The organism is Streptomyces sp. NPDC005551, from assembly GCF_042871785.1.
Lineage (GTDB): Bacteria > Actinomycetota > Actinomycetes > Streptomycetales > Streptomycetaceae > Streptomyces.
This window is the reverse complement of sequence record NZ_JBIAJE010000005.1, coordinates 258,375-277,594: the sequence shown is the minus strand read 5'-3', so window position 1 is coordinate 277,594 and position 19,220 is coordinate 258,375. Positions and strand designations below refer to the sequence as shown.

18 protein-coding genes are annotated in these 19,220 nt (G+C 72.9%); 10 read left to right on the top strand and 8 right to left on the bottom strand.

Going from position 1 to position 19,220, the window contains the following annotated elements; translation table 11 throughout:
* Positions 1–91: 91 nt before the first annotated feature.
* Complete coding sequence (locus ACFYP4_RS16660) at positions 92–1,174, bottom strand: LacI family DNA-binding transcriptional regulator (RefSeq protein ID WP_358851272.1); 1,083 nt, start codon at positions 1,172–1,174, stop codon at positions 92–94.
* Between the two features lie 204 nt (positions 1,175–1,378).
* On the opposite strand from ACFYP4_RS16660, the gene ACFYP4_RS16655 reads away from it, so the two are divergent.
* The 3 genes from ACFYP4_RS16655 (at position 1,379) to ACFYP4_RS16645 (ending at position 4,051) form a co-directional block, all read left to right on the top strand.
* The gene (locus tag ACFYP4_RS16655; RefSeq protein WP_358851273.1) at positions 1,379–2,329 is read left to right on the top strand and encodes an ROK family protein; all 951 of its coding nucleotides are present in this window, start codon (positions 1,379–1,381) and stop codon (positions 2,327–2,329) included.
* Positions 2,330–2,664: 335 nt separating this feature from the next.
* Positions 2,665–2,859 (top strand): hypothetical protein, encoded by a 195-nt coding sequence (locus tag ACFYP4_RS16650; RefSeq protein ID WP_388785950.1) that lies wholly within the window; start codon positions 2,665–2,667, stop codon positions 2,857–2,859.
* A 151-nt stretch (positions 2,860–3,010) separates the two neighbouring features.
* Positions 3,011–4,051 (top strand): NUDIX domain-containing protein, encoded by a 1,041-nt coding sequence (locus ACFYP4_RS16645; RefSeq protein ID WP_358851275.1) that lies wholly within the window; start codon positions 3,011–3,013, stop codon positions 4,049–4,051.
* A 109-nt stretch (positions 4,052–4,160) separates the two neighbouring features.
* On the opposite strand, the gene ACFYP4_RS16640 is transcribed toward ACFYP4_RS16645, so the two are convergent.
* On the bottom strand, positions 4,161–5,516 hold the full coding sequence (locus ACFYP4_RS16640; protein WP_388785948.1) for a dipeptidase: 1,356 nt from the start codon (positions 5,514–5,516) through the stop codon (positions 4,161–4,163).
* 246 nt (positions 5,517–5,762) lie between these two features.
* On the opposite strand from ACFYP4_RS16640, the gene ACFYP4_RS16635 reads away from it, so the two are divergent.
* From ACFYP4_RS16635 to ACFYP4_RS16625, 3 genes are all read left to right on the top strand, one after another.
* Positions 5,763–6,992 (top strand): geranylgeranyl reductase family protein, encoded by a 1,230-nt coding sequence (locus tag ACFYP4_RS16635; protein WP_358851277.1) that lies wholly within the window; start codon positions 5,763–5,765, stop codon positions 6,990–6,992.
* Positions 6,993–7,244: 252 nt separating this feature from the next.
* Positions 7,245–8,483 carry a sensor histidine kinase gene (locus ACFYP4_RS16630; protein WP_388785946.1) on the top strand — a complete coding sequence of 413 codons (1,239 nt, stop codon included), beginning with the start codon at positions 7,245–7,247 and terminating at the stop codon, positions 8,481–8,483.
* Positions 8,480–9,145 carry a response regulator transcription factor gene (locus ACFYP4_RS16625; RefSeq protein WP_358851279.1) on the top strand — a complete coding sequence of 222 codons (666 nt, stop codon included), beginning with the start codon at positions 8,480–8,482 and terminating at the stop codon, positions 9,143–9,145. The genes ACFYP4_RS16630 and ACFYP4_RS16625 overlap by 4 nt, the downstream gene beginning before the upstream one ends.
* Here ACFYP4_RS16625 and ACFYP4_RS16620 read toward each other — a convergent pair.
* Positions 9,106–9,381, bottom strand: coding sequence for a DUF6332 family protein (locus ACFYP4_RS16620; RefSeq protein WP_358851280.1), 276 nt, complete (start codon positions 9,379–9,381; stop codon positions 9,106–9,108). The genes ACFYP4_RS16625 and ACFYP4_RS16620 overlap by 40 nt on opposite strands.
* Before the next feature lie 133 nt (positions 9,382–9,514).
* The gene (locus ACFYP4_RS16615) at positions 9,515–11,014 is read right to left on the bottom strand and encodes an MFS transporter (protein WP_358851281.1); all 1,500 of its coding nucleotides are present in this window, start codon (positions 11,012–11,014) and stop codon (positions 9,515–9,517) included.
* An 85-nt stretch (positions 11,015–11,099) separates the two neighbouring features.
* Between ACFYP4_RS16615 and ACFYP4_RS16610 the strand changes: the two genes are divergently transcribed.
* Positions 11,100–11,513 carry a MarR family transcriptional regulator gene (locus ACFYP4_RS16610; protein WP_358851282.1) on the top strand — a complete coding sequence of 138 codons (414 nt, stop codon included), beginning with the start codon at positions 11,100–11,102 and terminating at the stop codon, positions 11,511–11,513.
* Positions 11,514–11,608: 95 nt separating this feature from the next.
* On the opposite strand, the gene ACFYP4_RS16605 is transcribed toward ACFYP4_RS16610, so the two are convergent.
* The 3 genes from ACFYP4_RS16605 to ACFYP4_RS16595 all read right to left on the bottom strand — a co-directional run bounded on the left by ACFYP4_RS16605 (position 11,609) and on the right by ACFYP4_RS16595 (position 14,716).
* Positions 11,609–12,385 (bottom strand): maleylpyruvate isomerase family mycothiol-dependent enzyme, encoded by a 777-nt coding sequence (locus tag ACFYP4_RS16605; protein WP_388785942.1) that lies wholly within the window; start codon positions 12,383–12,385, stop codon positions 11,609–11,611.
* Positions 12,386–12,564: 179 nt separating this feature from the next.
* A complete protein-coding gene (locus ACFYP4_RS16600) occupies positions 12,565–13,734 on the bottom strand; it encodes an MFS transporter (protein ID WP_388785940.1) in 1,170 nt (389 codons plus the stop codon).
* Between the two features lie 202 nt (positions 13,735–13,936).
* The gene (locus ACFYP4_RS16595; RefSeq protein WP_358851285.1) at positions 13,937–14,716 is read right to left on the bottom strand and encodes a DeoR/GlpR family DNA-binding transcription regulator; all 780 of its coding nucleotides are present in this window, start codon (positions 14,714–14,716) and stop codon (positions 13,937–13,939) included.
* Between the two features lie 131 nt (positions 14,717–14,847).
* On the opposite strand from ACFYP4_RS16595, the gene ACFYP4_RS16590 reads away from it, so the two are divergent.
* Together ACFYP4_RS16590 and ACFYP4_RS16585 are read left to right on the top strand one after the other, a co-directional pair.
* Entirely contained in the window at positions 14,848–15,738 is an 891-nt protein-coding gene (locus tag ACFYP4_RS16590; protein ID WP_388785938.1) for an SIS domain-containing protein, read from the top strand.
* A gap of 33 nt (positions 15,739–15,771) precedes the next feature.
* A complete protein-coding gene (locus ACFYP4_RS16585) occupies positions 15,772–16,623 on the top strand; it encodes a class II fructose-bisphosphate aldolase (RefSeq protein ID WP_358851287.1) in 852 nt (283 codons plus the stop codon).
* 191 nt (positions 16,624–16,814) lie between these two features.
* Here ACFYP4_RS16585 and ACFYP4_RS16580 read toward each other — a convergent pair whose 3' ends face one another.
* Entirely contained in the window at positions 16,815–18,008 is a 1,194-nt protein-coding gene (locus ACFYP4_RS16580; protein WP_388785935.1) for a methyltransferase, read from the bottom strand.
* A 156-nt stretch (positions 18,009–18,164) separates the two neighbouring features.
* Here ACFYP4_RS16580 and ACFYP4_RS16575 point away from each other — a divergent pair, with 156 nt between their 5' ends.
* Positions 18,165–18,827: an alpha-ketoglutarate-dependent dioxygenase AlkB gene (locus ACFYP4_RS16575; RefSeq protein WP_358851289.1), complete on the top strand. Its 663-nt coding sequence runs from the start codon at positions 18,165–18,167 to the stop codon at positions 18,825–18,827.
* Positions 18,828–19,220 lie beyond the last annotated feature (393 nt).

Below are 19,220 nucleotides of genomic sequence, written 5' to 3'. Positions count from 1 at the left end.
CGACGAGGCGCGACACCGCGACGCGGGGGACCGGGAGCGTGGCCCGGTCCTTCCGGTGCGGGCGAGCGCAGCGGGGTCCGGGCTCCGGCCGTCAGCCCGACGGGGGCAGTTCGCCCGAGCCCCGGGTGATCAGGCGGGTCGGCAGTTCGATGCGTTCGGGGGTGACGAGGCTGCCGTCCAGCTGGCGGAAGAGACGCTCGGCGGCGGTGCGGCCGAGGGCGGCGGCGTCCTGGGCGACGACGGTCACGCCGGGCTGCAGGAGGTCGGCCAGCTCGAGGTCGTCGAAGCCGACCAGGGCGACGGGCCTGCCGCGCTCGGCGATGACACGAACGACGGTGACGGTCACGCGGTTGTTGCCCGCGAAGACCGCGGTGACGGGGGAGGAGCCGGACAGCATGTCCTCGGCCGCGCGGCGCACCCGCTCGGGGTCCGTGACACCGAGGGACATCCAGGCGTCCTCCACCGGTATGCCCGCGTCCTGCATGGCGGCCCGGTAACCGCGCAGACGCTCGGCGGCGGTGTGGATGCGCGGCATGTCGCCGATGAACCCGATCCGCCGGTGACCGTGCGCGATGAGGTGGGCGACGCCGTCGCGGGCACCCCCGAAGCTGTCCGACAGCACGACGTCGGCGTCGACCCTGCCCGCGGGGCGGTCGACGAAGACCGTGGCGACGCCCGCCTTCATCTCCGGCTCCAGATACCGGTGGTCGTCACCGGCCGGGATGACGACGAGCCCGTCCACGCGGCGGGCGCACAGGGCGAGCACCAGCTCCTGCTCGCGCTCCGGGTCCTCCGCACTGGACCCGTTGATCAGCAGGGCGCCGTGGGCGCGGGCGACCTCCTCGACCGCGCGGCTGAGAGGGCCGTAGAACGGGTCGGCGAGGTCCTCCAGGACGAGACCGATGCTCGCGGTGCGCCCCTTGCGCAGCACCCGCGCACTGTCGTTGCGGCGGAAGCCCAGCGCGTCGATCGCCTCCTGGACGCGGCGCTCGGTGTCCGGGGTGACCCCCGGCTCGCCGTTCACCACGCGCGAGACCGTCTTGAGGCCCACACCGGCACGCGCCGCCACGTCCTTCATGGTGGGACGGTTGCCGTAACGGGTCTCGGAGCGGCGGGCGGTCTCGGCCACGATGTGCTGTCCTGTCCTGTCGTCCACGGGGATGCGTAGGTCCATGGGGTTGTATGAGGATGTGGCGTCGAGCATAGAGCCTGGACAACGTTGTCAGATGCGGGAGACACTGTCCACCGCAATCTCCGGTCCCGCTCCCCACCAGGGGGGAGCGTCGTCCTGCCGGGTTCCGGCCGGGGATCCGGGCCCGCCGCGGCAGTCGCCGCGCGCCGGGACCGGCACGACACAGCAGCGGGAGACCTGACTCTGATGCACACCGACCTCGTGGCCGCGCTCGACATCGGCGGCACCAAGATCGCCGGAGCGCTGGTGGACGGCCAGGGCCGGATCCTCCTGCGCGCCCAGCGCGCGACGCCCGCGCGGGAGGACGGCGACACCGTCATGCGGGCCGTCGAGGGAGTCCTCGGCGAGCTGGCGCTCTCCCCGCTGTGGGGCGGGGTGAGGGCCGTCGGCATCGGCAGCGCGGGCCCGGTGGACGCCTCCGCCGGCACGGTGAGTCCCGTGAACGTGCCGGGCTGGCGCGGCTACCCGCTGGTCGAGCGGGTCCGTACGGCCACGGCGGGGCTGCCGGTCGAGCTGATCGGTGACGGCGTGGCGATCACGGCGGCCGAGCACTGGCAGGGCGCCGCGCGCGGTCACGACAACGCCCTGTGCATGGTCGTGTCCACCGGCGTCGGTGGCGGTCTGGTGCTGAACGGGCAGTTGCACCCGGGCCCCACCGGCAACGCCGGTCACATCGGACACATCAGCGTGGACCTGGACGGTGACCCGTGCCCGTGCGGCTCCCGCGGCTGCGTCGAGCGCATCGCGAGCGGCCCGAACATCGCCCGGCGCGCGCTCGAGGGCGGCTGGCGGCCCGGCCCCGACGGTGACACCTCGGCGGCCGCGGTGGCGGCCGCGGCGCGGGCGGGCGACCCGGTGGCCGTCGCGTCCTTCGCGCGTGCGGCCCAGGCGCTCGCCGCCGGCATCGCGGCGACCGCGACCCTCGTCGAGATCGACGTCGCCGTCATCGGCGGCGGCGTGGGCAAGGCGGGGGACGTCCTTTTCACCCCGCTGCGCAGGGCACTGAGCACGTACGCGACGCTGTCGTTCGTCGAGCGGCTGACCGTGACGCCCGCGCTGATGGGTACGGACGCCGGTCTGGTCGGTGCGGCGGCGGCAGCGCTCAGCGGGAGGCCGAGCACGACCGCCGGCGTGTGAGCGTGCCGGGCGGGGAGCGAGCGGCGACCCCGGTTCGAGGACGGTCGGCGGCGGTTCCGAGCGGGGTGGCGGGCCCACCCGGTCCGCACCGGAACGCGCGCACCGACGGCGGTGTCAGTGCCCGTCGCTACGCTGGCGGCAATGTAACTACGAACAAGTCGGGTTACTGCTGTGCCCCGTCCTTCCGCCCCGTCAGGGACAGCACCGGGAGGGCGGGGCATGCTGCTGCCCGGGGCCCGTGAGCCCGATGGCGAGAGGTGTGAGCGGATCAGTGGGCAGTGGGTCCGGCGGGGGAGTACCCGTGACTCATCCCCGGGTCCGTAGTTGATCCGGGCATGAAGAAGCGAACCATGCTCGCCGTAGCCTCCCTCGCCACCGGATTCGTCGTCGCGGCGGTCACTCCCTCCCACGCCCTCGGAGGGGACGCGCTGGGTGATCTGCATCTCGAGCGCACCCTCAGCAACGTGGACCACACGGTCAGCAGCGACAGCCTGGACATGGAGGAAGGCGTCCTGGACCAGGACGGCTGACCGGCAGCTTCGCGGCGCCGGCATCCCGGGGGTCGGCCGGGGTGCCGGCGCCGACGCGTGCCGCCCCTCGGGAGGCTCCCTCAACAACGCCCGGTTTCCGTGGCAGGGTGGAGCGGGCAAGCCCCAGGGGGCCAACAGAAGAGGGGGAACCGTGATCGTCTGGATCAACGGTGCGTTCGGTGCGGGGAAGACGACGACCGCACGGGAACTGATCGACCTGATCCCGAACAGCACGCTCTTCGACCCCGAGGTGGTGGGCGGAGCACTCACACACCTGCTGCCGGCCAAGCGCCTCGCCGAGGTCGGCGACTTCCAGGACCTGCCGATCTGGCGACGCCTCGTGGTCGACACCGCGGCAGCGATGCTCGCCGACCTCGGCGGCGTCCTCGTGGTCCCGATGACCCTGCTGCGCCAGGAGTACCGCGACGAGATCTTCGGCGGCCTCGCCTCGCGCCGCATCTCCGTACGCCATGTGCTCCTCGCCCCGGCGGAAACGATCCTGCGGGAGCGAATAGCCGGGCGTGAGGTGCCGGCCGACCTGCCCGACGGCGAGCTGCGGGTGCGCCGGTGGTCCTTCGACCACATCGAGCCCTACCGCGCCGCGCTCGCCTCCTGGCTCACCGCCGATGCGCACCTCGTGGACACCGGCACGCTCACCCCGCACGAGGCCGCCCTGCGCATCGCCGAGGCCGTGCGCAGCGGGGACGCGGCCGTCAGCGACATCGTGCAGACGCCCGAGCCGACCGCCGAGACCCTGGCGGCCGGCGTCCTCCTGTTCGACGAGCAGGACCGGGTGCTGCTCGTCGACCCGACCTACAAGCCGGGCTGGGAGTTCCCGGGGGGTGTCGTCGAGCCGGGCGAGGCTCCCGCGCGCGCGGGCATGCGCGAGGTCGCCGAGGAGACCGGAATCGTCCTCGACGAGGTGCCCCGGCTCCTCGTCGTCGACTGGGAGCCGCCCGCACCGCCGGGCTACGGGGGCCTGCGCCTCCTCTTCGACGGCGGGCGCCTGCCCGCCGACGAGGCCCGACGCCTGCTGCTTCCGGGCCCCGAACTGCGCGAATGGCGTTTCGTCACCGAGAAGGAGGCGGCCAGACTGCTGCCGCCGGTGCGCTACGAACGGCTGCGCTGGGCGCTGCGCGCCCGGGAACGAGCGGCGGCACTCTACCTGGAGGCCGGTGTCCCGATGGGCTGAGGACGACGGGGCGCACGAGGAGCCGACTCCGACAGGCCCTGGGCCCCTCTGCCGAGGGCGGAGGGACCCAGGGGGCCGGGCCGGCGGGGGCCGGTCGGGCCCGGCCGGATCAGCTCGCCGCGTAGTTCCGCAGGAAGAGCGCCTCCGCAACGGACAGGCGCTCCAGCTCCTCGGGGGACACGCTCTCGTTCACCGCGTGGATCTGGGCCTCCGGCTCGCTGAGCCCGATCAGCAGGATCTCCGCCCGCGGGTACAGCGAGGCGAGGGTGCTGCACAGCGGGATGGAGCCGCCCTGGCCGGCGTACTGCATCTCCTCACCCGGATAGGCGACCGCCATGGCCTCGGCCATCGCCGCGTACGCCGGGCTGGAGGTGTCCGCCTGGAACGCCTGGCCCTGGCCGATCTGTTCCGTCCGCACGCGCGCCCCCCACGGCGTGTGCGCCTCCAGATGGGCCTGGAGCAGCTTGGTCGCCTCGGCCGCGTCGGTGCCCGGCGGCACCCGCAGGCTGATCAGGGCACGGGCCCCGGCCTGCACGGACGGCGTCGCCCCCACCACCGGCGGGCAGTCGATGCCGAGCACGGTGACGGCCGGCCGCGCCCAGATCCGGTCGGCGACCGTACCGGCTCCGATCAGCTGTACGCCGTCGAGCACCTTCGCGTCCCTGCGGAAGCTTTCCTCGTCGTACTGAAGCCCGTCCCACCGCGTGTCGCCGGTGAGGCCGTCGACGGTCGTCGAACCGTCCTCGGCGCGCAGCGAGTCCAGTGCGCGGATCAGCGCGCCGAGCGCGTCGGGCGCGGCGCCGCCGAACTGCCCGGAGTGCAGGTTCCCTTCGAGCGTGTCGACCTGTACGCGTACCAGCGTCATGCCCCGGAGCGTCGAGGTGACCGTCGGCAGGCCCACCCGGAAGTTGCCCGAGTCGCCGATGACGATGGTGTCGGCGGCCAGCAGCTCCGGGTGCGCCTCGGCGTACCGCTCCAGACCGCCCGTGCCCTGCTCCTCGGACCCCTCCGCGATCACCTTGACGTGCACGGGCACACCGCCGTTCGCCTTCAGCGCGCGCAGGGCGAGGAGGTGCATGATCAGGCCGCCCTTGCAGTCGGCGCTCCCTCGTCCGTACCAACGGCCGTCGCGTTCCGTCAGCTCGAACGGCGGAGACGCCCAGGCCGCCTCGTCCAGGGGCGGCTGCACGTCGTAGTGCGCGTACAGCAGGACCGTCTTCGCGCCCTCGGGCCCCGGCAGGAAGCCGTACACCGACTGCGTGCCGTCCGGGGTGTCGAGCAGTGCCACGTCCTGGAAACCCTCGGCCCGCAGCGCGTCCGCGACCCAGGCCGCGGCGCCCTCGCTCTCGCTCCGCGGGTATTGGCCGAAGTCCGCCACCGACTTGAAGGCCACCAGCTCGGTGAGCTCCGCCTTCGCCCGGGGCATCAGCGAGGCGACGATCTCGGCGACCGGATTCGACGACATGGGCACGCTCCTTGTGGGTGCGACGTGGTACTTCGGTGTACGAGTACGGGCTGTGCATGGTGCACGGGGTGTGCGAGGTGTGGACCTCGTGGGGGTTGTTCCACGATCTTTTCCTGGTGCGTACGCGCGTACCGGTGTGCAGGGCGCATACGCCGCCGATCCTCCCACAGTGGCCTGCGGCGATGCCCGCCGTAGGATGCGGGGGGAAGGTGCGGCAGGCGGCTGGATCGGGAGCAACAGACCATCGTGAGCAGCGAGAACTCTTCGACGGCGGACGACGCGGAGCGGGTATGGGACGTCGTCGTGGTGGGCGCGGGACCCGCGGGGGCCTCGGCCGCCTATGCGGCGGCGGTCGCGGGACGCAGCGTCCTGCTGCTGGAAAAGGCGGAGCTGCCGCGCTACAAGACGTGCGGGGGCGGCATCATCGGCCCCTCCCGTGACTCACTGCCGCCCGGCTTCGAGCTGCCGTTCCGGGACCGGGTGCACGCGGTCACGTTCTCCCTGGACGGCAAGTTCGCGCGCACCCGGCGCTCCAGGCAGATGCTGTTCGGGCTGATCAACCGCCCCGAGTTCGACCAGCAGCTGGTCGAGCACGCCGAGAAGGCCGGTGCCGAACTCCGGACGGGCGTGACCGTCTCGCGGGTCGAACAGCACGGTTCGGCGGTACCGGACCGGCGCACCGTCGCCGTCGTACTGCAGGGCGGCGAGTCGGTGCTCGCGCGGGCCGTCGTCGGAGCGGACGGCAGCGCGAGCCGGATAGGAGCACACGTCGGTGTGAAACTCGACCAGGTCGACCTCGGCCTGGAGGTGGAGATCCCGGTGCCCGACACCGTCGCCGAGGACTGGAAGGGCCGTGTCCTCATCGACTGGGGCCCGATGCCCGGCAGTTACGGCTGGGTCTTCCCCAAGGGGGACACCCTGACGGTCGGCGTGATCTCGGCCCGCGGTGAAGGCGCCGCCACCAAGCGGTACTTGGAGGACTTCGTCGCCCGGCTGGGGCTCGCCGGCTTCGAACCGAGCATCTCCTCCGGGCACTTGACGCGCTGCCGCGCCGACGACTCACCGCTGTCGCGCGGCCGGGTGCTGGTGTGCGGCGACGCGGCGGGACTGCTCGAGCCGTGGACCCGCGAGGGCATCTCCTTCGCGCTGCGCTCGGGACGGCTGGCGGGCGAGTGGGCGGTACGGATCGCCGAGGCGCACGACGCCGTGGACACCCGGCGCCAGGCCCTGAACTACGCCTTCGCGATCAAGGCGGGCCTGGGCGTGGAGATGAGCGTGGGCAAGCGTCTGCTCGGGGCCTTCGAGCGCCGTCCGGGTCTGTTCCATGCCGCGCTCACCGGTTTCCGGCCCGCGTGGAAGGCGTTCACGGGGATCACCCGTGGCTCGACCTCGCTCGGCGAGATGGTGCGCAGCCACCCCATGGCCGGGCGGGCCCTGACCGCCCTCGACCGGCAGCCCGCTCCGCCGACCGACTGACGCGCGGAGGCGCGGGTCCGCGGGTGGCGGGTGCGTACGAGCATGAGGCTTTCGGGCGGCCGGGTGCGTGAGGGCGTGAGCCCGCCGGGTCGCCGGTGGTGAGGTGTGCGCCCGTCGGGTGACGGGTGCGTGAGAGCGTCCTTCCGTCGGCCGGGCAGGTGCGCAGGCCCACCGCGTACTCCGCGGGGAGTACGCCTGGTCACCACGCCCGGCTGACGCCGGGAACACCGGACGGCGTCTAGCGTGACGGTCATGGAAGAGCAGCACGCCCGCAGGCCCCCGGCCCCGGCCGGGCCGTCCCGGTGGTGGCGGTGCGGGCCGCCGGGGCGCGACCGCCGGGACGACGAGGACCGCGGCGCCGGCCGGCCGTGGCGTTCCACCCTCCTGCTCACCGTCCTCGTGCTCGCCGGTTCGCAGTTCGCGGCCCACGCACAGGCGGGCGTGCGCGCCTCTCCGGACAGCTTCGCCCGCGTGCTGCTCCTCGCGGGATGCGGCGTGCTGCTGTGGCGGCAGCGGTACCCGGTGTTCGTCGCCTTCGCCACGGCCGCGGCGGCGATGGTCTATCTGGGCGCCGGGTACCCGTACGGCCCGGTGTTCCTCACCGTGGCGGCCGGCTGCTTCGGCGCTGTCGTGGCCGGGCACCGCAGGGCCGCCTGGTCGGCGGTCGGGCTGCTGTGGGCCGGCCATCTGCTGGTGGCGCACTGGCTCTACCGCCGGCTGCCTCCGACGGGGGACGGCGCCGCCGCCTGGGGCCAGGAGATCGTGGTGGCCGCCTGGGTGGTGGCGATCGTGGCGGTGTCGGAGCTGGTCCGCGTACGGCGTGAGCAGTGGGCGCGCGACCGGGCCGAGCGGGCGCTGGCCGCGGCGCGCCGCGCCGACGAGGAGCGGCTGCGGATCGCCCGTGAACTGCACGACGTGCTCGCACACAGCATCTCCGTGATCAACGTCCAGGCGGGTGCCGGTCTCGCGCTCCTCGACTCCGACCCGGAGCAGGCGCGTACGGCACTCATCACCATCAAGGCCGCCAGCAAGGAGGCGCTGGGGGAGGTCCGGCAGGTTCTCGACACGCTGCGGGCAGACGGCCAGGCGCCGCGGGCCCCGGCGCCGGGCCTCGGCCGGCTCCCCGAACTGGTCGAGCAGGCGGCAAGCGCCGGACTGACGGTCGAGGTGCTGGGTGAGGTCACGGGGCTCGCGCCCGCCACCGACCTCGCCGCGTTCCGTATCGTGCAGGAGGCGCTGACCAATGTCGTACGGCACTCTGGATCGCGGCACGCGCGGGTGCGGATCGACCGTACGGAGGGCGCGTTGCGGCTGCGGGTCGACGACGAGGGCCCCGCGACCGGCGCGGACGCCGGCGGCAGCGGCAACGGGCTCGCCGGGATGCGGGAGCGGGCCGCGGCGCTGGGTGGCACGATCGAGGCCGGCCCGCGCGCCGACGGAGGCTTCCGTGTGCTGGCGCTGCTGCCACTCGGACTCGGGGAGGACCGATGATCCGCGTACTGCTCGCCGACGACCAGTCGCTGGTGAGAGCGGGCTTCAGGGCGTTGCTCGACGCGCAGCCGGACATCGAGGTGGCCGGGGAGGCCGCCGACGGCGAGGAGGCGCTGGGCAGGGTTCGCGAACTGCGCCCGGACGTCGTCCTGATGGACATCCGCATGCCCCGCCTCGACGGTCTCGCCGCCACCCGCCGCATCACCGGCGAATCGGACCTGGAGGGCGTCAAGGTGGTCATGCTCACCACGTTCGAGCTGGACGAGTACGTCTTCGAGGCGATCCGCTGCGGAGCGTCGGGCTTCCTCGTGAAGGACACCGAACCGGAGGAACTGGTGCGCGCGGTGCGGGCGGTGGTGGAGGGTGACGCGCTGTTGTCGCCGGGGGTGACCCGGCGGCTGATCGCCGAGTTCGCGGCCCGCTCCAAGGAGCCGGCGGCCGTCCGGTCGCTGTCCGCACTCACCGAGCGGGAGCGGGAGGTGATGGCCCTGGTCGGCATCGGTCTGTCGAACGACGAGATCGCCCGCCGCCTGTTCGTCAGCCCGCTGACCGCGAAGACCCATGTCAGCCGGACCATGGTGAAGCTCGGAGCGCGTGACCGGGCCCAACTCGTCGTGCTGGCCTACGAGTCGGGACTGGTGCGGCCGGGCTGGCTGGGCTGACGGAGGTGCTGGAAGCGGATCAGCACCGTCGCCACGGTCGCGAAGAAGGTGACGGCCGTGAGACCGGCCGCGGCCTGCTTCAGTGTGTGGCTCGTCCCGCCCGGAGTCCCGAAGAGGGCGGGGACGGCATGGAGCACGCCCAGGCAGACCGCTCCGGCCAGCACCGCGCCCGCGAACAGCGCGTAGCCGATCTCGACCGTCATCGCGTCCCGCTCCGCCTGTGTACGTCTCCCCATGCACCGAGTCAAACAGGGGAACGCCCGGCGGGCAAGCAAGTGGCCGCCGGGCGGGCCCGATCGGGGACGCAGGACCGGCCCGGTCGCGAGAGCCGGGCGCCGGGCCGGTCGATGCGCGTGCGAGGCGGGCCGCTCAGTCGACGACCGCCACCCGCGCCTCCTCCGACTCCTTGTGCGCCGTACCCGGCTCCTGCGGCGAGCGGGCGACCACGATCGTCTCCCGCGTCCGCGGAGTACGCAGGCCGGTGAGGGTGACGAGCAGTCCCGCGAGGGCGATGCCGGTCACGACGACCAGGCCCGACCGGTAGCTGTCGAGGACGGCCTGCGGGGAGGAACTCCCGGAGGAGTTCGCGGTCACGACCGCCGTCACGACGGCGAGGAAGATCGCGCCGCCCACCTGGACCGAGGTGTTCAGCAGGCCGGAGACCATGCCCTGCTCGTGGTCCGCCACGCCGTTCGTCGCCTGGATGTTGAGGGACGGGAAGACCAGGGCGCAGGCCGCGCCGATCAGCAGCATCGTTGGCAGGATGACGGCCGCGTAGACCGGGTCGAGGTCGACACGGAGGAACAGGGCGTAGCCGAGGACCATCAGGGCGAAGCCCACGGCGATGAGACGCGGGGTGCCGAACCGGTCGACGACCGAGCCCACCTTCGTGGAGGACAGCGCGACCAGCGCGCCGGCGGGCAGGAAGGCGAGGGCGGTGTGCAGCGCCGACCAGCCGAGCAGCGACTGCATGTACAGCGTCACCATGAACTGGAAGCCGACGTACGAGCCGAAGAACGCCATCGCGCCGAGCTGGGCGCGGACCTGACTGCCGGAGCGCAGTACCCCGAGCCGGATCAGCGGGCTCGGGCTGCGGCGTTCGACGGCGACGAAGACCGTGAGCAGAAGTGCGACGGCGGCGAAGGAGAGCAGGGTACGGGCCGTGCTCCAGCCCACCTCGGGCGCCTGGACGACGGTGAAGACGAGCAGCAGCATCGAGGCGGTGCCGATCACGGCGCCCGGGATGTCGTAACCGCGGTGGTCCTTCTCGCGCTCACTGCGCGGGATCAGCTTCAGGCCCACGATCAGTGCGATGACGGCGATCGGGGCGGGCAGCAGCATGGTCAGCCGCCAGCTGGCCTCGGTCAGCAGGCCGGACAGCACGAGCCCCATGGAGAAGCCGGTGGCCGCGCAGGTGGTGTAGATGGAGAGCGCGCGGTTGCGCAGTGGGCCCTCGGCGAAGGTCGTGGTGATGATGGACAGGCCGGCGGGCGCGGTGAACGCGGCGCTCAGACCCTTGATGAAGCGGCTGGCGATCAGCAGTGGTCCCGAGTCGACGAGTCCGCCGAGCAGCGAGGCGAGTGCGAAGACGCCGAGGGCCACCAGGAAGACCTCGCGGCGGCCCAGCAGGTCGGCGGCGCGTCCGCCGAGGAGGAGGAGCCCGCCGTAGCCCAGGATGTAGCCGCTGACGATCCATTGGAGCGTCGACGTGGAGAGGTCGAGTTCGGAACCGATGGACGGCAGGGCGACGCCGACCATCGACACGTCCAGCGCGTCCAGGAACATCGCGGCGCAGAGCACCAGCAGGGTGCCCCACAGCCGGGGCGTCCACGTGCTCCGGGACTCGGGGGCGGTGAGCGGAGAAGTCATGACGAAGACAGTACATGCATACGCATCCAATGCAAGCGCATTTAATTCCGATGCAACAAAATGGATTCTTTGCTACGGTGCGCCCATGGCGGCGGCGAAGAAGGCCGAGCAGGTGCTCGTGGACGAGTGGCGTGACATCCTCGCGGTGCATGCGCGCACACTTTGTGAACTCGACCGAGCGCTGCACCCGTACGGCCTGGGCGCGAGCGACTTCGAGGTCCTCGACGTACTGGCGGAAGGGGCGGCGTCGGACGGCGGCCCCTCGTACCGCGTGCAGGAGATCTCCGAGCGGGTGCACCTGAGCCAGAGCGCGCTGTCCCGGCTGATCGGCCGCCTGGAGAAGGACGGGCACGTCACACGCTGTGTGTGTCCGACCGACCGCCGGGGCGTCCGGGTGGCCCTCACGCCGAATGGGCGCGAGCTGCACGGCGAGGTGCTGCCGGTGCAGCGGGCGGTGCTGCACCGGATGCTGGCGGACCGCCCGGTCGGATGCCGCTGACCTGAACGGCCCCCGGTCCGGTCGGGCCGCCCGGCTGCGGACCACCTGCCCTCGGATCGGGCAACTCGCCTCGCTCGTGCGCCTCCTCGGTCCTCTCAGTTCCAGGTGACGGCCGACTTCTCCCGCCACAGGTCGGCGAGTCCGGCGTCGCCCGCCACGCTCGGGAAGGGCCGGCGGTTCCACAGCGCCAGGTACAACTGGTCCGCCGGTCCGGCCAGTTCGCAGTCGGCGTCCCCGTCCTCGCCCGGCTCGCCCGCGGGCGGCTCAGCCGACAGCCGTACGGTCCACACGGCCTCCACGGCGTCCGCGCCTCCCGTGGCTTCCGCGAGGTCCGCGGTGCCGATGGCTCGTACGCGCAGCACACGGGGCGCCTCCGAACGCACCCCGCTCTTCGGGCGGGCGTGGAATCCGCGCAGCAGCTCGTCGATGCCGTCCACCGCGAAGGCCGTGGCGATCGCGGTCGGCTCACCTCCGAGTGCCGACTCGGCGTCGACCCGGTGCACGGTCGTCTCGTGGGCCTGCCGCCGCGCCCAGAAGGCCAGCGGGGAGGGCGCGGGCAGGAAACTCCAGCACTGTATGTCGGACGGTGCCGCGGCCAGCGTGTCGACGAGCCGGCGGTGGCCCTCTCGGAACCAGGCCAGGAGTTCTCCGCCGTCCAGGTCCGGCAGGCCGCCGTCGCGCTGGTACGAGGTGTGCCCGTCGGCGACGAACGCCGCTGCCCAGCGGTGCACCATGCCCGTGTGCCGCAGCAGGTCGCGCACCTGCCACCCCGGGCAGGTCGGCACTGCGGCCTCGACCCCGGCCTCAGCGGCGGCCGAGGCGAGCAACCGGCCTTCGTGGTCGAGGGTTTCAAGGAACTCAGTGATCTTCATGGCGCAAGTGTGACCGATGGGCCGAGGCCGGGGGAGTGCGGCTCGACCGCCGGGAGCCAACCCCGCACGCCCCTTCGCGTGAACCGGATCGCGCTGCGGCGGCGAGAACTGCCTCTCCCCGCGCGGGTTTCGGCCGAGCAGGCCTGCCACGGGCCGACCCGCTCCCCGGGGCGGGGCCGTCAGCCCACCGCCGAGCGGCGGGTCGCGAAGCCGATGACGGCCGCCACCGCCGACAGCGCCGCCACGCTGGTGAGGGCCGCCGGCAGGGAGAACCAGTCCGCCATGAACCCGATCGCCGGCGGTCCGAGGAGCATGCCGCCGTAGCCGAGGGTGGACGCGGTCGCGACGCCGGCCGGCCCGGCGAGCGCGCCCGCACGTTCGACGGCGACCGGGAAGATGTTGGCGAGGCCGAGTCCCGTCACCGCGAAACCCAGCAGCGCCGCCCAGGCCGAGGGTGCCAGTGCGCCGAGCAGCATGCCCGCGCATGCCAGAGCGCCGCCCGCCACCAGTGTCCGCGTCCGCCCGGCCCGTTCCAGGAGGGTCGTGCCGCCGGCCCGGCCGATCGTCATGCTGAGTGCGAAGCACGCATACCCCGCCGCGGCGACGCCCGGGTGGGCGTGCAGGTCCTGTTCCAGGTGCAGGGCGCCCCAGTCCGCGAGGGCGCCCTCCCCGTAAGCGGTGCAGAGGGCGATCAGACCGAGGACGACGACGAGCCCCCGGGTCCGCGCGTCCCGACTTCGTGGAGTGCCGTCCTTCTCCCGGGGCTGCGCGTGGTCCGCGGGCGCCGGTGGCTCCAGGCGCAGCAGGATGCGGCCCACGACGGCCGTCACCAGCAGTCCGACCACGGTGAGGCCGAGCAGATGGTGTGCGGGGGAGAGCGTGCCCGCGACAAGTCCGCCGAGCCCGGCACCGATCATGCCTCCCAGGCTGAAGGCGGCGTGGAAACTCGGCATGACCGGCCGCCGCAACGCTGCGACAAGATCGACGGCCGCGCTGTTGAAGGCGACGTTGATCCCGCCGTACGCGGCTCCGAAGACCAGCAGAACGGCGCCCAGTGTCAGTGCCGAGTGCGTGAGCGGCGGCAGGGCGACGCCGAGTGAGAGCAGCACGCCGCAGACAACCGTCACGGGGTGGTTGCCGAAGCGGCGGCACAGGCGCCCGGTGAGCATCATGGTGATCACGGCGCCGACGGAGACTCCGAGGAGCGCGAGCCCCAAGGCGCTGGCGGAAGCGCCGGTCTGCTCCTTGATGGCGGGGATCCGGACCACCCAGCCGGCGAAGATGAAGCCGTCCAGTGCGAAAAAGGCGGTCAGGGCGGCCCGGAGCCGGGTGAGGTCGGTGCCCGGCACGACACTGTGCTGGACTCTTTTGTTTATTAGCGGCACAAAGTCAGGGTAGGCGGGGCGATGGGGCACGGCAAGGCCCTCGCGTGCGTCGGCGGCGGCACGCAGGAGGCGCGCGGCACGGCCCCGGCGTACGGGGTGCTGCCGGAGAAGCGGCTGAGTGGCTGAGCGGCCGAGCGGCTGAACGACGGGGTTCTCGGACGGGCGATCAGACCGCCAGGACCTCCACTCCCGCCTCCTCGAACCGCCGCACCGTCTCTCCGGCGACCGCGGTGTCCGTGACGAGGATGTCGACCGCGTCGGCCGCGCAGATCCGGGCGAACGCGCGCTGTCCCAGCTTGCTGGAGTCGGCCGCCACGATCACCCGCTCGGCGCGCTCGCACAGCAGGCGGTTGATCGCGGCCTCCGCCTCGTCGTGCGCCGCCGCCCCGTGCTCGGCGTCGAAGGCGACCACGCCGAGCACGGCCACGTCGAGTGTGATCTGCCCCAGCACGCCGTCCGCGAGCGGGCCGATGAGCTCGTACGACGACGGGCGCGCCACCCCGCCGGTCACCACGATCTTGAACTGGGGCCGCACGGCCAGCTCGTTGGCGATGTTGAGCGCGTTCGTCACCACCGTCAGCGCGGGTGAGCCGGACGCCAGGTCGGGGCGTACGGACAAGGCGCGGGCCACCTCCGTCGTGGTCGTGCCGCCGGTCAGGCCCACCGCCTCGCCCGGCGTGACGAGATCGGCCACCGCTTCGGCGATCCGTTGCTTCTCCGGGGCCCGGCGGGCGGTCTTGTAGCGCAGCGGCAGTTCGTACGAGACCCCGTGGACCACCGCGCCGCCGCGGGTGCGGACCAGCATCTGCTGCTCGGCGAGCTGGTCGAGGTCGCGCCGGATCGTCGCGGCGGACACCTCGAGCTCCGCCGCGGCCTGCTCGACGTCCAGCCGGCCCCGCTCCACGAGCAGTTCCAGCAGGGTCTTCCAGCGGGCGTCGCGCGACATCCGCACTCTCCGTTCCTCGATCTTCCGCGACCCTAACGCACCCCTTCCCCTGCTCGAATGCTTGATTGTGCGCGAAAGTCGGCTATATCTTGCATGAACAAGCATCGGCGCATGCGCAGGAGGAACACGGCATGACCCATGTCGAGAACGAGCTGATGACTCAGCCCGAGTGCTGGGCCCGGGCCGCCGAACAGGCCGAGGGGCACGGTGCCGCGCTGCCGGCACCGGGGGAGCGGGTCGCCGTCGTCGGATGCGGCACCTCGCTCTTCATGGCCCAGGCCGCCGCCGCGCTGCGCGAACAGTCGGGGCAGGGCGAGACCGACGCCTTCGCCGCGTCCGAGTTCCCGCACGGCCGCACGTACGACCGGGTGGTCGCCCTCACCCGCTCCGGCACCACCACCGAGGTGCTGGAACTCCTCGGCCGGCTCCGGGGCCGTACGCGTACGACGGCCGTCACCGCCGACCCGCGCACGCCCGTCATGGACTGTGCCGACGACGTCGTGGTCCTCGACTTCGCGGACGAGCGGTCCGTCGTGCAGACCCGGTTCGCGACCACCGCCCTCACCCTGCTGCGCGCCCACCTCGGTCTGCACTCCGACGCCGTCGTGGCCGACGCGGCCACCGCACTGAAGACTCCGCTGCCCGAAGGGCTTGTCGACGGCACGCAGTTCACCTTCCTCGGCCGTGGCTGGACCGTCGGGCTGGCCTGCGAGGCCGCGCTCAAGATGCGCGAGGCTTCGCTGGCGTGGACCGAGGCCTACCCGGCGATGGAGTACCGGCATGGTCCCATCAGCATCGCCACCCGCGGCACGGCCACCTGGATGCTCGGGGACGCCCCCGACGGGCTGGCCGAGCAGGTGGGGGCGACCGGCGCCCTGTGGGTGGCCGGCGCGCTCGACCCGCTGGCCGAACTCGTCCGCGTCCAGCGGCTCGCGGTCGCGGTCGCCGCCGCCCGCGGGCTCGACCCGGACCGGCCGCGCCACCTCACCCGCTCGGTCATCCTCCGGCAGAGCGCGCAGTGAGCCGGCCCAACCGCCCGGACAGAAGGAAGAGTTGTGCCCCTCGCCGCAACCGGTGACCTGATCGCCGCCGCCGTCGGGACGCGGACCGCCGTCCCCGCGTTCAACATCATCACGCTTGAGCACATCGAGGCGGTCGTCACCGGTGCGGAGGCCGTGAACGCGCCCGTCGTCCTCCAGGTCAGCGAGAACGCCGTGCGGTTCCGGCACGGACGCCTGCTCCCGCTGGCCCGTGCCGCGGCCGCGGCGGCGGAGCGCGCCGCGGTCCCCGTCGCGCTCCACCTCGACCACGTGCGGAACGACGCACTCCTGCGCCAGGCGGCCGATGCCGGGTTCAGTTCCGTGATGTACGACGCGGCCCGCCTGCCGTACGAGGAGAATCTCGCCGTCACCCGGGCGGCCACCGACTGGGCTCATGCCCAAGGGCTCTGGATCGAGGCCGAGTTGGGCAAGGTGGGCGGCAAGAAGGGGGAACCGGCGCTCGACGCGCACGCGCCCGGTGCCCGCACCGACCCCGCCGAGGCCCGCGCCTTCGTGGCCGACTCGGGCGTGGACGCCCTGGCGGTCGCGATCGGCAGTTCGCACGCGATGACCACCCGCACCGCCGCCCTCGATCACGAGCTGCTCAAGCGGCTGGCCGCCGCCCTGGACGTGCCGCTCGTCCTGCACGGTTCCTCGGGCGTACCGGACGACGAACTGACGGCGGCCGTCGCGGGCGGTATCGCCAAGGTCAACATCGGAACGGCGCTGAACCTCGCCATGACCGGTGCCATCCGGGAGTTCCTCGCCGCCCACCCCGAGGCGGCGGACTCCCGCACGTACCTCGGCGAGGGGCGGGAGGCCATGGCGCGGACGGTGGCGCGCCTCATCAGGGTGCTGCGCGGCTGAGCCGCACCCGGTGAGCGCCTGGGACACGCCGGTCAGCACCTGCGTCGCACCGGCGGTCGTCCGAGAGGCACCCGGTGAGCGCCTGAGTCGGGTCCGGTGCGCATCGGCTCACGGGTCCGGTGCGCGTCGGCTCACGGGTCCGGTGCGCACCGGGCGCGGGCCCAGTGAGCCGGCACCGCAGCCGGGCGCGTCTACTTCTTGACCGCCCTGAGGAGCACGAACTTCGCGTCGCTCGCGACCAGTTCACTGTTGCCGAACAGGCGGCGCAGCTTGAGGTGGTAGCCGAGATGCCGGTTGCCGATGACCCACAGCTCGCCGCCCGGCCGCAGCGCACGGCGTGCTCCGCTGAACATCCGCCACGCCGTCGCGTCGGTCGTCGCCTGGTGGGAGTGGAAGGGCGGATTGTTCAGCACGACGTCGACACTCGCGCTCGGTACGTCGGTCAGCCCGTCCCCGACGAGGAACTCCGCCGAGCCCACCGGGTCCGCCGAGCCCACCGGGTCCGCCGGGCCGTCCGAGGCCGGCTGTTCCACGTTCGCCCGGTACGTCGCCTCGGCGGAGGCCACCGCCTGGTAGGACTCGTCCACGAACAGCACGCTCGCCCGCGGATTGGCCAGCGCGACCGCCGTACCGACGACCCCGTTGCCGCAGCCCAGGTCCACGACGCGCTCGGCGCCCCGGCTCTCCGGCAGGTGCTGGAGGAGGAAGCGGGTGCCGATGTCGAGGCGGTCGGCGCAGAAGACCCCCGCGTGATTGGTGACGGTCCGTCCCGACACCACGCCGACGCCGTCGGGGAGTTCGTAGCGGTACGGCCACGGGTTCGTCGGCCGTACGAGCCCCGGCGCGGGGGTGCTGAAGATGAGCCGGGCCTTCTGCTCGGCGAGGGACGTGCGGGTCGGGCCGACGATCCGCTCGAACAGGCGCAGCGTCGAGGTGTGGATCTCCTTCACCATGCCGGTGCCGACGACGACCGTCCCCTCGTGCAGGGCGGGTGCGAGCCGGTGCAGCTGGTCCTCCAGCAGCGCGAGGCTCCTGGGGACACGCACGATCAGGACGTCGACGCGGTCGGGCGGGGTGTCCCGCGTGGTGAGGAGGCGTACGGAGTCCTCGTCGACGCCGTTGCGCCGCAGATTCGCCCGGGTCGCCTCCCGCGCGAGGTGGGAGTCGGTGATCTGCACCGGCCGGTGCGCCGCCAGCGCCGTGGTCAGCGCGCCCCACCGGTCGCCGGTCACGACCACCGACCCGGACAGGGAGGTGTCGCTCGCCGCGAGGTGGCGCAGGACATAGGCGTCGGACGCGTCCCAGGCACGCAGCCGGTCGCGGGGGTCCTCGGGGAAGCGGGCCAGCGTGTACTCGCCCCAGGGTGTGGCCATCCGGTCGTTCATCGTGCCCCAGGCTATCCGAGGCGCGGCTCAGCACCGGTCAGGGTGGGTGCGGCCGGGGTACCCGGGCGCCCCGGGCCGCGCGATGCCGGGGCGCGGTCCCGGCCCTGACCCGACGCGACCGACCGGCCCCGTCGGCGCCTGGGTCATGATGGAGCCATGGACAGCGAGCTGTTTCCGCGCGGACGGACGGAGGTCGCGCCGGGCGCGGTGCACCTGCCGGACTGGCTCGACCCCGTGGGCCAGCGGCAACTGCTGGCGGCCTGCCGCGCGTGGGCCGAACCGCCCGCGGGGCTGCGCACGGTCCGCACCCCCGGCGGCGGCACCATGACCTCCCGGCAGGTCTGCCTCGGCCTGCACTGGTATCCCTACGGGTACGCGCGCACCGTGGTGGACGGCGACGGCTCGCCGGTGAAGCCCTTCCCGGACTGGCTGGCGGACCTCGGCCGCCGCGCGGTGACGGATGCCCTCGGCCGGGCGGCCGCGCATCACCCCGCCCACGACATCGCACTGATCAACTTCTACGACGCCGACGCCCGGATGGGCATGCACCGCGACAGCGACGAGGAGTCGGACGCGCCGGTGGTGTCCCTGAGCCTCGGCGACACCTGCGTCTTCCGGTTCGGGAACACCGAGGCGCGGACCCGCCCGTACACGGACGTCGAGCTGCGCAGCGGGGACCTCTTCGTCTTCGGCGGAGCCTCCCGGCTCGCGTACCACGGGGTCCCGCGGGTGCACGCGGGCACGGCGCCCCCCGAGTTGGGGCTCACCGGCAGACTGAACGTCACTCTCCGGGTGGGCGGCTTCCCGGACGCGTCCTAGCCAGTAGGGCTTGGTCAGGGTGGAATCGGGGTGGGTGTGTTGCGGTGGCAGGTGGGGCAGGCGCCGGTCCGGATCGCGAGGATCGGCTGTACTCCGGGGACCACGTGACAGAGGCTCAGACCTGCGGCGCGTCTTTTGTGTGGCCCGCCTTGGAGGGTGACTGGTGCACGCGGCGAGGGTGGCGAGGAGGGCTGCGACGCAGGCAGCAGTTCGCGTGAGCATGACGCCGGAAGGCTAAGGCGGTACTGCTGATGGGCTAGGAGTCTCATCAACCCGTCCGGATGATGCTGGTTGAGGGTGGAGCATGCACTGGCCAGGAGCCGGTGAGTGATAGGCGGGTCTCCGCCATCTCCGCAACGCTCACAGGGTTCCAGCGCGTTCCGCATTCAAGAA

Coding starts and splice junctions, on each gene's coding strand:
- ACFYP4_RS16625 (WP_358851279.1), top strand. CDS start 8,480: ATGATCCGCGTACTGCTCGCCGACGACCAGTCGCTGGTGAGAGCGGGC.
- ACFYP4_RS16595 (WP_358851285.1), bottom strand. CDS start 14,716: ATGTCGCGCGACGCCCGCTGGAAGACCCTGCTGGAACTGCTCGTGGAG.
- ACFYP4_RS16660 (WP_358851272.1), bottom strand. CDS start 1,174: ATGGACCTACGCATCCCCGTGGACGACAGGACAGGACAGCACATCGTG.
- ACFYP4_RS16575 (WP_358851289.1), top strand. CDS start 18,165: ATGGACAGCGAGCTGTTTCCGCGCGGACGGACGGAGGTCGCGCCGGGC.
- ACFYP4_RS16630 (WP_388785946.1), top strand. CDS start 7,245: ATGGAAGAGCAGCACGCCCGCAGGCCCCCGGCCCCGGCCGGGCCGTCC.
- ACFYP4_RS16615 (WP_358851281.1), bottom strand. CDS start 11,014: ATGACTTCTCCGCTCACCGCCCCCGAGTCCCGGAGCACGTGGACGCCC.
- ACFYP4_RS16620 (WP_358851280.1), bottom strand. CDS start 9,381: ATGGGGAGACGTACACAGGCGGAGCGGGACGCGATGACGGTCGAGATC.
- ACFYP4_RS16655 (WP_358851273.1), top strand. CDS start 1,379: ATGCACACCGACCTCGTGGCCGCGCTCGACATCGGCGGCACCAAGATC.
- ACFYP4_RS16605 (WP_388785942.1), bottom strand. CDS start 12,385: ATGAAGATCACTGAGTTCCTTGAAACCCTCGACCACGAAGGCCGGTTG.
- ACFYP4_RS16590 (WP_388785938.1), top strand. CDS start 14,848: ATGACCCATGTCGAGAACGAGCTGATGACTCAGCCCGAGTGCTGGGCC.
- ACFYP4_RS16610 (WP_358851282.1), top strand. CDS start 11,100: ATGGCGGCGGCGAAGAAGGCCGAGCAGGTGCTCGTGGACGAGTGGCGT.
- ACFYP4_RS16650 (WP_388785950.1), top strand. CDS start 2,665: ATGAAGAAGCGAACCATGCTCGCCGTAGCCTCCCTCGCCACCGGATTC.
- ACFYP4_RS16580 (WP_388785935.1), bottom strand. CDS start 18,008: ATGAACGACCGGATGGCCACACCCTGGGGCGAGTACACGCTGGCCCGC.
- ACFYP4_RS16640 (WP_388785948.1), bottom strand. CDS start 5,516: ATGTCGTCGAATCCGGTCGCCGAGATCGTCGCCTCGCTGATGCCCCGG.